At 63.0% G+C, this 10,889-nt stretch carries 15 protein-coding genes and 1 pseudogene; 7 read left to right on the top strand and 9 right to left on the bottom strand.

Going from position 1 to position 10,889, the window contains the following annotated elements:
- The 3 genes and pseudogenes from EN893_RS06375 to EN893_RS06365 all read right to left on the bottom strand — a co-directional run.
- Window positions 1–480, bottom strand: a pseudogene (locus EN893_RS06375) (hybrid sensor histidine kinase/response regulator); the annotation flags it as partial.
- 116 nt (window positions 481–596) lie between these two features.
- A complete protein-coding gene (locus EN893_RS06370; protein WP_127267511.1) occupies window positions 597–1,403 on the bottom strand; it encodes a class I SAM-dependent methyltransferase in 807 nt (268 codons plus the stop codon).
- A gap of 161 nt (window positions 1,404–1,564) precedes the next feature.
- Entirely contained in the window at window positions 1,565–2,482 is a 918-nt protein-coding gene (locus EN893_RS06365; protein ID WP_127276505.1) for a polyprenyl synthetase family protein, read from the bottom strand.
- Window positions 2,483–2,704: 222 nt separating this feature from the next.
- On the opposite strand from EN893_RS06365, the gene EN893_RS06360 reads away from it, so the two are divergent.
- From EN893_RS06360 to EN893_RS06350, 3 genes are all read left to right on the top strand, one after another.
- A complete protein-coding gene (locus tag EN893_RS06360; RefSeq protein WP_127271462.1) occupies window positions 2,705–3,466 on the top strand; it encodes a transglycosylase domain-containing protein in 762 nt (253 codons plus the stop codon).
- Window positions 3,467–3,606: 140 nt separating this feature from the next.
- Window positions 3,607–3,789: a 50S ribosomal protein L32 gene (gene rpmF, locus EN893_RS06355; protein WP_008834724.1), complete on the top strand. Its 183-nt coding sequence runs from the start codon at window positions 3,607–3,609 to the stop codon at window positions 3,787–3,789.
- A 245-nt stretch (window positions 3,790–4,034) separates the two neighbouring features.
- Window positions 4,035–4,436: a hypothetical protein gene (locus EN893_RS06350; protein ID WP_023810946.1), complete on the top strand. Its 402-nt coding sequence runs from the start codon at window positions 4,035–4,037 to the stop codon at window positions 4,434–4,436.
- 78 nt (window positions 4,437–4,514) lie between these two features.
- Here EN893_RS06350 and EN893_RS06345 read toward each other — a convergent pair whose 3' ends face one another.
- The 3 genes from EN893_RS06345 to EN893_RS06335 all read right to left on the bottom strand — a co-directional run bounded on the left by EN893_RS06345 (window position 4,515) and on the right by EN893_RS06335 (window position 5,929).
- Window positions 4,515–4,946 (bottom strand): heme-binding protein, encoded by a 432-nt coding sequence (locus tag EN893_RS06345; RefSeq protein WP_127272531.1) that lies wholly within the window; start codon window positions 4,944–4,946, stop codon window positions 4,515–4,517.
- Between the two features lie 150 nt (window positions 4,947–5,096).
- Window positions 5,097–5,330 (bottom strand): hypothetical protein, encoded by a 234-nt coding sequence (locus EN893_RS06340; RefSeq protein WP_027037125.1) that lies wholly within the window; start codon window positions 5,328–5,330, stop codon window positions 5,097–5,099.
- A 77-nt stretch (window positions 5,331–5,407) separates the two neighbouring features.
- Window positions 5,408–5,929 carry a helix-turn-helix domain-containing protein gene (locus EN893_RS06335; protein ID WP_127269299.1) on the bottom strand — a complete coding sequence of 174 codons (522 nt, stop codon included), beginning with the start codon at window positions 5,927–5,929 and terminating at the stop codon, window positions 5,408–5,410.
- A gap of 100 nt (window positions 5,930–6,029) precedes the next feature.
- On the opposite strand from EN893_RS06335, the gene EN893_RS06330 reads away from it, so the two are divergent.
- Both EN893_RS06330 and EN893_RS06325 read left to right on the top strand, forming a co-directional pair.
- On the top strand, window positions 6,030–6,860 hold the full coding sequence (locus tag EN893_RS06330) for an alpha/beta hydrolase (RefSeq protein ID WP_127269298.1): 831 nt from the start codon (window positions 6,030–6,032) through the stop codon (window positions 6,858–6,860).
- Between the two features lie 105 nt (window positions 6,861–6,965).
- Window positions 6,966–7,622 carry a glutathione S-transferase family protein gene (locus EN893_RS06325; RefSeq protein ID WP_127269297.1) on the top strand — a complete coding sequence of 219 codons (657 nt, stop codon included), beginning with the start codon at window positions 6,966–6,968 and terminating at the stop codon, window positions 7,620–7,622.
- Window positions 7,623–7,628: 6 nt separating this feature from the next.
- On the opposite strand, the gene EN893_RS06320 is transcribed toward EN893_RS06325, so the two are convergent.
- Genes EN893_RS06320 through EN893_RS06310 form a run of 3 tightly spaced genes read right to left on the bottom strand, consistent with a single transcriptional unit; the run spans window position 7,629 to window position 9,456 of the window.
- A complete protein-coding gene (locus EN893_RS06320; RefSeq protein ID WP_013529232.1) occupies window positions 7,629–7,892 on the bottom strand; it encodes a metalloregulator ArsR/SmtB family transcription factor in 264 nt (87 codons plus the stop codon).
- A gap of 32 nt (window positions 7,893–7,924) precedes the next feature.
- On the bottom strand, window positions 7,925–9,256 hold the full coding sequence (locus EN893_RS06315) for an MFS transporter (protein ID WP_329608556.1): 1,332 nt from the start codon (window positions 9,254–9,256) through the stop codon (window positions 7,925–7,927).
- A 5-nt stretch (window positions 9,257–9,261) separates the two neighbouring features.
- On the bottom strand, window positions 9,262–9,456 hold the full coding sequence (locus EN893_RS06310) for a DUF1192 domain-containing protein (RefSeq protein ID WP_127269295.1): 195 nt from the start codon (window positions 9,454–9,456) through the stop codon (window positions 9,262–9,264).
- Window positions 9,457–9,579: 123 nt separating this feature from the next.
- Between EN893_RS06310 and EN893_RS06305 the strand changes: the two genes are divergently transcribed.
- Both EN893_RS06305 and EN893_RS06300 read left to right on the top strand, forming a co-directional pair.
- Entirely contained in the window at window positions 9,580–10,590 is a 1,011-nt protein-coding gene (locus tag EN893_RS06305; protein ID WP_128361452.1) for an NAD(P)H-quinone oxidoreductase, read from the top strand.
- Between the two features lie 160 nt (window positions 10,591–10,750).
- Window positions 10,751–10,889, top strand: a 139-nt coding sequence (locus EN893_RS06300; RefSeq protein ID WP_013529236.1) for a DUF1127 domain-containing protein, incomplete at its 3' end; no start/stop codon positions are given.

The raw sequence follows: 10,889 nt of genomic DNA, 5'->3' as shown, positions 1-10,889 counted from the left end.
GAACAGGTCGTTCTGGTTGCGGATTTCGCGATAGCTCCACTCGTCGACCTTTTGCGCCATCGACATCAGGTTGAAATTGCGCACCATGTCGCGCGGCGACCAGAACAGATCGCCGTTGACGGAAGCGGACTGGAGTTCGTTGACGGTCTTGATCGACAGCCGCGGCTTGATCGCCGCAAGCTGGGCGGTCAGCGTCTCGATCTCGCCGGTCAGGCGCTCCGAATGGCCGCGCGCCGATGTGGTCAGGGCATCGCGTGTCTCCGCCCGCCAGGCGGTGCCGGTGGTCTCGGCGAAGCTGGTCGCGTTGCGCAGGTCGCGGGTGAAGATGACGAGATTGCTGCTCAGCGCATCGATGTCGCGGCGAAAGGAATTGACGCGGTCAAGCGCAATCACGATACCGGCGGAAGCCAGCGCGAAGATCAGCAACCCTGAAATATAGCGGATCCGGACCGACCGGATGAAGGACGAATATTCAGGCATGCGCAACCCCAACACATACGCACCATTTTAATGGCCGGGATTACGCTTCATTTACATTAAAATTTCGTTCGTGAGAGGGCAGGCAGGCCATGCGAACCGCCGGATGGACAGCGCGCCTAGACCGCTTCCACGACGAGGGCGCGGATGCGGCCACGCACCGGGCCTTCCCCGAACCGTTTCCCAAGGGCATTCGCCACGTATCGCGTCGCCTCCTCCAGCGAGCCGCCGCGCGCCTCGATCTCAGCCCGCAGGGGTGTGCCCTGGCAATAGGCCGTGGCCGCCTCATATGGCGACGAAGCGGCGCTGACGGCATCCAGCGGCTCTATGGTGATGTTACCGAAGCCGGCGGCATGAAGGTCGGCGCGGATGACGTCCGCATCGTGATAGCCGTGCGGCGTCCTCGCCATGAAGCGCGGCGGATCGGCCGGGAAAAAATGGCCGAGCGCCCGCGTCACTTCCTCGGCGAACTCGTTGTCGTCGATGGCACTCCAGACGTTGAACAGGAAGTGCCCGCCCGGCCGCATCACCCGCCGCGCTTGGCCGTAGGCGCCCACCCGATCGGGGAAGAACATCGCGCCAAACTGGCAAACCACGGCGTCGAACTCTGCGTCCTCGAAGGGCAGCGCCTGGGCGTCGGCCTGCCGCCAGGTGATCCGAGGATCGTCCGCCATCCGCGTGCGCGCGTGGTCGAGCATGGGCTGGTTGAGGTCGGTGACCACGATGCGGGCTTGCGCCGGCAACTTTGCTGCCATCGCACGTGTCACCACACCGGTGCCCGCCGCCACTTCGAGCACCGATTGCGGCCCGAGCTTCGACACCCGCTCTGCCAGATCCCGTGCATACGGCTCGAAGATCAGCGGCACCATCGCCCGGTCGTAGACCTCGGCAATGGAACCGCTGAACAGCTTGTCGGTGGTCGACATGGCACCCCTCCAACTCTACCCGCACCGCGTGCGTGCCGTGCGGATGGCAAAGCGATGTCGATCCTCTGCCTCGGCAGGCTTCCGCTCAAGTTCTATTTCTGAATTGGCCGGCGGAGGATGAGCGAACTTTAGTCAGCTCGATATCTCGGCTGGCGCCAACCTCAACTGGTGCGGGTCGCCACGAACGTTGCCGCTTCTTTCAGCAACTGGGCGTCGTCGCCATAAGGATCAAGCAGTGCATGCGCCTGCTCGACGAGGCCGTGCAACTGGTTGCGAGCCCAATTCGCACCATGCAAGGCCACCAGCGTCGCCTTGCCGGCGGCGGCGTCCTTGCCGGTTGCCTTGCCCATCTGGCTGGCATCGGCGGTCAAATCGAGCAGGTCGTCGGCAAGCTGGAAGGCAAGACCGATCGCCGAGCCGAATTCGGCCAGCCGCTCGCGGTCATCGGCCGGGGCGCCGGCGATGAGGGCACCTGCCTCGCAGGCGAAACGGATCAGAGCGCCAGTCTTCATCGCCTGCAGCCGGATGATGCCGGCCTCGTCCGGCGGCGTCTGTTCGGCTTCGAGGTCGAGCTTCTGGCCGCCGACCATGCCGCCGGGTCCGGCGGCGCGGGCCAGCGCCAGCACCAGGGCCGCCCGCCGCTCCGCGGGCAGGGCGGTCGCCTCGCCGGCGATGACGTCGAAGGCCAGCGTCAGCAAGGCATCGCCAGCCAGGATGGCGGTCGCCTCGTCGAAGGCTCTGTGCACGGTCGGCTGGCCACGACGCAGGTCATCGTCGTCCATGGCGGGCAGGTCGTCGTGTATCAGCGAATAGCAATGCACGCATTCAAGTGCGGCGGCGACACGCAGTGTCGCCTCGCCATCGGCGGAAAAAAGGGCGGCACTTTCCATGACCAGGAAGGGCCGCAGGCGCTTGCCGCCGTTCAGCACGCCGTGCCGCATGGCTGCCATCAACCGCTCAGGCCGGGCGATCTCGCCCGAAAGCGCGCGGTCGTCGAGCAGCCGCCGCAGCAGCACCTCGACGGCGGCAGCGCGTCGGATGAGCGCCATTTCGAACGCCATTTGGTCGTCATTCGTCATGGCCGGGACCGGTAGCCGACACTCAGACGTTGCGCAAGAAGGCAAGCGCCATTATGCCGGAGCAGTATGAGCCCGTTTGGAAACTCTGCTCCTGCGGTCATCTGAGGGCGTTTTCTGCGCTTCCGGTGCTTGCGTACTCTAATGTACGCTCCGCTCCGGTTCTCGAAAACACCGTCACATGACTCACAGGAGCGCGTTTCAAAACGAGCTCTCTGGCACGGGTTGGGCGGCTTGGCGGAACCGATCGTCGATCATGAAACCGAAAAGCTGGACATGGCGACGAGATCGCGAGGCGTAAATCGCCGCGGTCTCAAACGCTGGGTCCGGCGCGGCATCGTCGTGGCCGCGGTGCTGGCTTTGATTCCGGTCGTGCTGACCTTTCTCTACCTGCCGTTCTTCGTGCATCCTGTCTCGACGCTGATGTTGAAGGATCTGGCGACGTTCTCCGGTTACGACCGCCGCTGGGTGTCGATCGACGACGTGTCGCCGGTGCTGGCCAATTCCGTCATCATGTCGGAGGATGGGCAGTTCTGCTTTCATCGTGGCGTCGATCTCGGCGAGCTGAGAGGCGTCGTCGACGACGCGCTGGCCGGCGAAGCGACGCGCGGTGCCTCGACCATCACCATGCAGACGGTAAAGAACCTGTTTCTGTGGTCGCGGCCGCTGGGCTCGGTGCGCAAGGTGGTCGAATTGCCGCTGGCCGTCTATTTCGATGCGGTGATGTCGAAACGGCGCATCATGGAAATCTACCTCAACATCGCCGAGTGGGGGCCGGGCATCTACGGCATCGAGGCCGCGGCACAGCACCATTTTGGCGTTTCGGCAAAACAGCTGTCGCGACGGCAGGCCGCCTTGCTTGCGGTTTCCTTGCCAAATCCGATCGCCCGCAATCCGGCCAAACCCGGGCCTGGCTTGAGGCGGCTCGCCAATCTGATCGAGCGGCGCGCCGGCCGCTCCGGCGCCTATGTCGGTTGTCTCCGCTAGCCGATCCAAAAAAATTCGCGCCAGTGCTGGCCAAAACGGCACAGGGCGTGTATAGGCACCCGACTTTCTCAGATTTAGGCCCCGACATGGCCCTTTCACGAGGGCGGGCGGGGCTTTTGACCATGTAGTGGAGCATATCCGTGGCCGTTCCGAAACGTAAAACCTCTCCGTCCAAGCGCGGCATGCGCCGCTCGGCCGACGCCCTCAAGGCCCCGACCTATGTCGAGGACAAGAATTCCGGCGAAATGCGCCGTCCGCATCATATCGACCTGAAGACCGGCATGTATCGCGGTCGTCAGGTGTTGACGCCCAAGGAAAGCTGAGACCAGCTTTTTCAAAGGTTTGAATTTCCATAAGGACCGGCCGGTGGCTGGTCCTTTTGCGTTTGGGCCGGACGGCAGCGCATTTCGAGGCGTGCACCGCCGGCGTTGCAAATCCTTCGGCCGGCAACCGGCTGACATGGTTGTTGCGTGCGGTCTTCGACCGTGTTCAGCGCTGATGGCGAAACATCTTGACGACGTGGCCATGGCGCATTCTACAAAGGATCGCCCCCACATGGAGACGCCAGATGTTCGGTGCCATTCCGCTGCTGATCGTGCCTTTCGTGCTCTACAACCTCGGACTGCTGGGAATTTTCGGCAGCGGTGACGATCCGTGGGCGAGCGAGGTCTTCTCCTTCAGTATGATGTCGGGCGGCGTGTTCTCGATGACGCTGGGCGACCTGATGATACTGATCGGGCTGGTCTTCCTGTTCCTCGAAATGGCGAAGTCGGTGCGCACGACCAATGCCTCGATCATGGACCATCTTCTGTCGACGCTGGTATTCGTGGCCTTCCTGGTCGAGTTCCTGCTGGTGAAGGGCGCCGCCCATTCCGTCTTCTTCACGCTGATGGTCATCGCGCTGTTCGATGTGCTGGCCGGATTCGCGGTGTCGATGCGATCGGCCAGCCGGGACATCAATCTGAATTAGGTCCCCAGCGCGGAAGGCGGAAGTTTGACGGGCGCTTGCGCTGACAGTTGTCGGAAACGCCCGTAACGTCCCCGACGCTCAGCCCGGATCGGCGGTGAAGCCGGCGGCCTCGATGCCGGCGATGGCCGCGGCTTCGTCATTGTCCGACGTGTCACCTGAAATGCCGACGGCGCCGAGGATGGCTCCGGCCTTGTCGCGGATCAGCACGCCGCCGACGACCGGCAGCACGCGTCCGCCAGAGACGTCCGAGATGCCGGCGACGAGGTGCGGGCGCTCCTTGGCGAAAGCCTCGACTTTGCGCGAGCCCATGCCGATGGCGAGCGCACCATAGGCCTTGCCGGCCGACATTTGCGGGCGCAGGAACGAGGCGCCGTCCTGGCGCTGGAAGGCGACCAGATGCCCGCCGGCGTCGAGCACCGAGACGCCAAGCGGCTTAAGCTTGAGATCGGAGCCCTTGGCAAAGGCGGCATCGATGATTTGCCTGGCTTTTTCGAGCGGCAGTGCGGTCATGGCGGTCTCCTGTCTGAAAGGCGTCGATCATCGACCGTCGACGGGCGAGATAACATCCCGGTTTCGGTTGAAATTGCTTCGCGTGAAGAGGTGGGAAGGAAGCGACCGTCACAGCCTCCGGATAGGAGTTGGTGCCTGTGCGGCTTCAGGTCATTTTTTCTTGGCGCGGGCCGGCTTCTTGGCAGGTTCCGCTGGCGCGTTGGCGAGGTCTTCGGCTTCCTTGGCGAGACGCAGCGCCCGCAGCTTGTTGGTCTTGGCCTGGCGGGCGTCGCTCTCGGCGACGTATTCGGCCATCGCCTTCTGGCGGACGGTTGCCGCCTCTTCCTGCTTCTTGAAGCGCAGGTCGGCGCGTGCGCGGGCAGCATCCCGAGAGTTCTCAACCAAGACCTTATCCAATCCCGTGAATTGTGATTTTCCGCTTCTTCTAGCAGAGCCGGCCCCCAAACGGGAAAATAAGTTGGTCAAGCGGCAGAGTCGGCGGCGAGAGCCTTGCTGGCAACCAGGGCTTCATAGGCGGCCTGCAAGGTGGCGCGGACAGAAGGACCCGAGGCGGTATCGAGCGGCTTGCCGAGATGTTCATGGCGCAACTCGTCCATGAATTTGTCCCACATCGGCTGTCCGCCCTTTTCCAGAAGTTCGGCGCGGATCGAGAGTTCTTCGCTGACCGGCAGCCAGACGCGGCCCCAGGCGCCAAGATGGGCCAGGATCGGCACCAGCGTGATCGCCATTTCGGTCAGGCTGTAGATCGCCTTCTGCTTGTGCGAGGGGTCGTCGGCTTTGGTCAGCATGCCCAGTTCCATCAGCCGCTTCAGCCGATCGGCGAGGATGTTGGAGGCGATGCCTTCCATCGATCCGTTGAGCAGCTCGCGAAAATGACGCCTGCCGCCGAAGATCATGTCGCGAAGGATGATCAGACTCCAGCGATCGCCGAACACTTCCAGCGACAGGTTGATCGGACATCCGGACCGGCGATCCATGCTCATGAGATTTTTTCTCCAAAACCAGTTGCATTGTCGTATCAGTTTTATTATCGTGCAACCGATTGCAAAATGCAATCAGTATTGCAGGAGAGGAGGCCGCACCGTGACGACGACCGAACGCCCCGAAATCATATCCGAAACCTTTGGCGATCCGGCGAACCCGCCGCTGTTGCTGATCATGGGAGCGATGGCCTCGATGCTGTGGTGGCCGGAGGCGTTTTGCCGGGAACTGGCCGATGCCGGCCTGTTCGTGATCCGCTACGACAATCGCGATACCGGCCGTTCGACCAAATACAAGCCGGGAGAGCCGCCCTACACGTTCGATGATATGGCCGACGATGCAATGCGCGTTCTCGACGACCACGGTATCGGCAAGGCGAATGTCGTCGGCATGTCGATGGGCGGCATGATCGCGCAGCTTGTGGCGTTGGAACACCCGTCCCGTGTCGCATCGCTGACCGTCATCAGCAGCACGCCCGTGGGAACCGACACTTCGCACCTGCCGCAGACGAGCGATGCCTATATCGAGCATTCGGCCGAGGGCGCCAAAGTCGATTGGTCGGACCGTGGCCAGGTGGTCGATTTCATCGTCAGGGATGCGCGGGCGATCGCCAGCGTCGCACATCCATTCGACGAGGCCCGGATGCGTGCCTTTGTCGAGCAGGATCACGACCGCTCCGGCGGCTTCCTGAGCGCGACCAACCATTTCATGCTCAGGGGCGGCGACGCGTGGAAAGGCCGCTTGCATGAAATGACGGCGCCGCTGCTGGTCATCCACGGCACGGCCGATCCGATCTTTCCGGTCGAACATGGCGAGGCGCTGGGGAAGGCGGTCACCGGCGCGAAAATCATCCGGATCGAAGGTGGCGGCCACGAGCTGCATCCAAACGACTGGGATATGATTGTTGCCGGCATCGTCGCCCACGCCGCTTGAAGCGGCAAAAGCAGGCCTTGACGAGCAATCCTTGCCGCAGTGTTTACCTATGACGAGCATGCCCGGCGCCGGCCACCGATAAACCAGGAAACAGGCGAGCAAAAAATGTCCCTGACGCTTCATTTCCATCCGCTGGCCTCCTTCTGCTGGAAGCCGCTGATCGCGCTGTACGAGAACGCCACGCCGTTCAAGCCTGTCATCGTCGATCTTGGCGATGCTCAGTCGCGCGCGGCCTTCCTGAAGATTTCGCCGGCCGGCAAGATGCCGGCGCTGCGCGACGATGCGCGCGACCGCACGGTGCTGGAATCGACCATTGTTGTCGAATATCTGGCCGCGCATTATCCGGGGCCGGTCGACCTCGTTCCCGCCGACATCGACCTGGCGCTGGCCGTTCGCCAAGCCGACCGCTTCTATGATTTCTATGTGCAGGAGCCGATGCAGAAGATCGTCGGCGATCGGTTGCGGCCGCAGGACAAGACTGACCCGTTCGGCGTCGAGCAGGCCTGCGACCAGCTTCGCAATTCCTATGCCATCATCGAACAAGACATGCAGTCGAAGATCTGGGCGATGGGCGACACCTTCACCATGGCCGATTGCGCAGCGTCCCCGGCGCTGTTCTATGCCAACAAGGTCGAGCCGTTCGGCGACAAGTATCCGACCGTGAAACGCTACCATGACCGGCTGCTGCAGCGCTCCGCCTTCGCCCGGGTGATCGAGGAGGCGCAGCCCTACTTCAAGTTCTTCCCCTACAACAACGGTTGATCGGGGTTAGGCTTCCCAGAACTGATCGAGCCAGATGTTGAGTTTGAGGAAGCCGGTGCCGCTTACCGTATAGACGCGCCTTGTTCCTTCCGGCTTGGCGTGGACCAGGCCGGCATCGAGCAGCACTTTCAGATGTTGCGACACAGCCGGGCGCGAGACCGGCAAGCCGGCGGCCAGTTCGGTGACGGTTTTCGGGCCGCGGCGAAGTTCTTCCAGAAGATGGCGCCGATTGGGATCGGCAATCGCCATGAAGGCGTCGGAAAACATCATGCCTGTATTAGTGAGGCAAAGCCTTTCGAATCTCAACCGTCTGCTTCTGCTTTTCTTCTGGGATCGAGCCGCAATGCTTCCGGGGTGACCGAACGGTCGGCCGGCTGCGTCTTGAAGGCATCACGATCGCCGATCGGCACCGGCGCGCGGCGGCTGATGCGCAGCAGCGTGTAGCCTGCCAGGCAGAGATGCGCCAAGGCGGTCGCCAAGAACAGACCTTCCGGGCGCATCCAGCCCATCAAAGCGGCGGCGAGCAAGGGTCCAATCATCGTGCCGAAGCCGTAGAGCAGCAACAGCCCGCCAGATACCTTGACGAAATCCTCCGAGCGCGCGTGGTCGTTGGCATGCGCCACGGCAATCGAATAGAGCGTGTAGGCGAAGGCGCCATAGGCGGCAGTGAAGACGATGACGAAGACGCCGGAGCGCGGCTCGAACAGAAAGATCAAGAGCGCGAACAAAGCCCCGCCGAAAGCCGCTCCCGCCAGCACGAAACGCCGGTCGGTCTTGTCGGAGAGACGCCCGGCCGGAAGCTGCATCGCGGCACCGGCAACGACCACAAGGCTCATCATCAGGGCGATCTCGGCCGTGGAAATGCCGATGCGGGCGCCATAGACGGCGCCAAGCGTGCCCCAGGCGCCGTTGGCGATGCCGATCAACACGCAAGCGACCGCCGACACCGGCGAATTGGCATAAAGGCCTCTGACATCAAGTGAGACATCCTGCAGCGGCTTGGGGTGAGAGGCGGTCGAGACCGCCGTCGGAATGAGCGATAGGCAAAACAGGATGCCGGTGATCATGAACAGCGATGCGGACTTCACGTCGCCGCCGGCGACGATCATCTGCCCGCCCATGATCGAGGCATAAGTGACCATCATGTAGAGGCCGAAGACGGTGCCGCGGTTCTCGTTGGTGGCCTTCTCGTTCAGCCAGCTTTCGATGACCATGAAGGCACCGGCCATGGTGAAGCCGGTGAAGGCGCGCAGCAGGATCCAGACATATTCGTCGATGATCAGCCCGGTCAGTAGCGCCACGATGGCGCCGGATGCGGCAAAGGCGCCAAAGGCGCGAACGTGGCCTGCGCGGCGCACGATGCGCGGTGCGAAGAAGCAGCCGGTGACGAAGCCGCCGGCCCATGCCGTGCCCATCAGGCCGAGCGATGCGGTCGAGAAACCTTCCAGTTGACCGCGCAGGGGCAAGAGCAGTCCATGCAATCCAGATGCCGCGAGCAGGAAAGCGGTGCCGCGAAGCAGCGAGAGGATCGGTCGGTAGGTTGCGAACATTGTTTGATCCGGCTCAGGTTTGGCGGGGACGCTGGGTCTGAAGACAGCCGCATTCGGGCTTTTCGGCGGCGGGCTTTGCGCCAGCGCGCCTATCCGCGGCGGAACAGTGCTTCGGCCGCGGATTTGGTGGTGTCCTTGGCCTTGAGTTCGGCTTCCAGGCGGGCAATTTCGTCGCGCAGGATACCGATCCGCTCGGTCAAGTCGCTGACGGAAAGCAGTGACAGGTCCTGCCCGATCTCGTGCGGGCGTGACTTCTTCTTGGGTTCGTCGTCGAAGATCGCCATCGTCGCTCCTCCTCCGCCAAGACCAGATTGGCCATTTGCCTGATTTGGCAATCAGCATACATAGGGCAGGGGCGTCGATGCAAACAGCCGATCGGACAACGGCGAGGAAAGACGGGAAATCTCATGGCGAGCGGACAGAAAATTCCGGCAAGGATGACGGCCATCGCGATCTCGGAGCCGGGTGGCCCTCGGGTCCTGAAGCCGGAAACACGCGACGTGCCGCAGCCCGGCCCCGGCGAGATCCTGATCAAGGTGCATGCCGCCGGCGTCAACCGGCCCGATATCCAGCAGCGCAAGGGCGCCTATCCGCCGCCGCCCGGCGCGTCGGACCTGCCGGGCCTCGAGGCGTCGGGCGAAGTGGCGGCCCTTGGCGACGACATATCGCGCTGGCGCATCGGCGACCGCGTCTGCGCGCTGACGCCCGGCGGCGGCTATGCCGAATATGTCAAGGTGCATGCCGGGAGCGTGCTGCCGTTGCCCGCCGGCTTCACCCATACCGAAGCCGCGGCGGTGCCGGAAAACTACTTCACCGTCTGGCACAATGTGTTCGAGCGTGGCGGCCTCAAGAAAGGCGAGACGCTGCTCGTCCATGGCGGCTCGTCCGGCATCGGCGCGACGGCGATCCAGCTTGCCTCGGCCTTCGGCGCCTATGTCATCACCACCGCCGGCAGCAAGGAGAAATGCGACGCCTGCCTGAAGCTCGGCGCAGACCGGGCGATCAACTATCGCGAGGCGGATTTCGTCGCCGCGGTCAAGGCGGCAACGGACGGCAAGGGCGCCAACGTCATCCTCGACATGGTCGGCGGCGACTATGTGGCGCGCAACTATGAGGCCGCTGCGGTCGAGGGTCGGATCGTCCAGATCGCCGTGCAGGCCGGCGCTGTCGCAAGCGCGGATTTTTCGAAAATCATGGTCAAGCGGCTTACCCACACCGGGTCGACGCTGAGGCCGCGCACCGTCGAGTTCAAGGCGGCGATCGCGGCGGCGCTGGAAGCGCAGGTGTGGCCGTTGCTCGGCACGCGCAAGGTTGCTCCTGTCATGGACATGATCTTCCCGCTCAGCGAAGCCTGGCGGGCGCATGAGCGGATGGAGGACGGCGAACACATCGGCAAGATCGTGCTCGACGTCGGCTGACAGCGAGCGAGGTCAGCGCCTCGCTGCCTACAAGATGAACAGAAGCTTAATGCTGCAATGCAGCATTTGCATCATTGCTATGCAAAATCAGCCATTCAAGTCCTCATCGATGACGCCTATTTGAGCACCATCGAAACGAACATCAATTTGGAGGACTACCATGAACCCGATCCGCGCTTTCCGTAACTGGCGTATGTACACCGAGACCGTCCGCGAACTGAACCGTCTCAACGCACGTCAGCTCAGCGATCTCGGCATCAACCGCGCCGACATCGAAAAGATCGCCCGCAGGGCTATCT

Origin of the sequence: Mesorhizobium sp. M7A.F.Ca.CA.004.04.2.1 (assembly GCF_004022825.1) — a bacterium.
Taxonomy (GTDB): domain Bacteria; phylum Pseudomonadota; class Alphaproteobacteria; order Rhizobiales; family Rhizobiaceae; genus Mesorhizobium.
The sequence above is the reverse complement of the archived record's forward strand: the minus strand, read 5'-3'. Positions and strand labels throughout refer to the sequence as shown.

Excerpts from the sequence above, each read along its gene's own strand:
- EN893_RS06370 (WP_127267511.1), bottom strand. The coding sequence starts at position 1,403 with ATGTCGACCACCGACAAGCTGTTCAGCGGTTCCATTGCCGAGGTCTAC.
- EN893_RS06365 (WP_127276505.1), bottom strand. The coding sequence starts at position 2,482 with ATGACGAATGACGACCAAATGGCGTTCGAAATGGCGCTCATCCGACGC.
- EN893_RS06350 (WP_023810946.1), top strand. The coding sequence starts at position 4,035 with ATGTTCGGTGCCATTCCGCTGCTGATCGTGCCTTTCGTGCTCTACAAC.
- EN893_RS06345 (WP_127272531.1), bottom strand. The coding sequence starts at position 4,946 with ATGACCGCACTGCCGCTCGAAAAAGCCAGGCAAATCATCGATGCCGCC.
- EN893_RS06335 (WP_127269299.1), bottom strand. The coding sequence starts at position 5,929 with ATGAGCATGGATCGCCGGTCCGGATGTCCGATCAACCTGTCGCTGGAA.
- EN893_RS06325 (WP_127269297.1), top strand. The coding sequence starts at position 6,966 with ATGTCCCTGACGCTTCATTTCCATCCGCTGGCCTCCTTCTGCTGGAAG.
- EN893_RS06320 (WP_013529232.1), bottom strand. The coding sequence starts at position 7,892 with ATGATGTTTTCCGACGCCTTCATGGCGATTGCCGATCCCAATCGGCGC.
- EN893_RS06310 (WP_127269295.1), bottom strand. The coding sequence starts at position 9,456 with ATGGCGATCTTCGACGACGAACCCAAGAAGAAGTCACGCCCGCACGAG.
- EN893_RS06305 (WP_128361452.1), top strand. The coding sequence starts at position 9,580 with ATGGCGAGCGGACAGAAAATTCCGGCAAGGATGACGGCCATCGCGATC.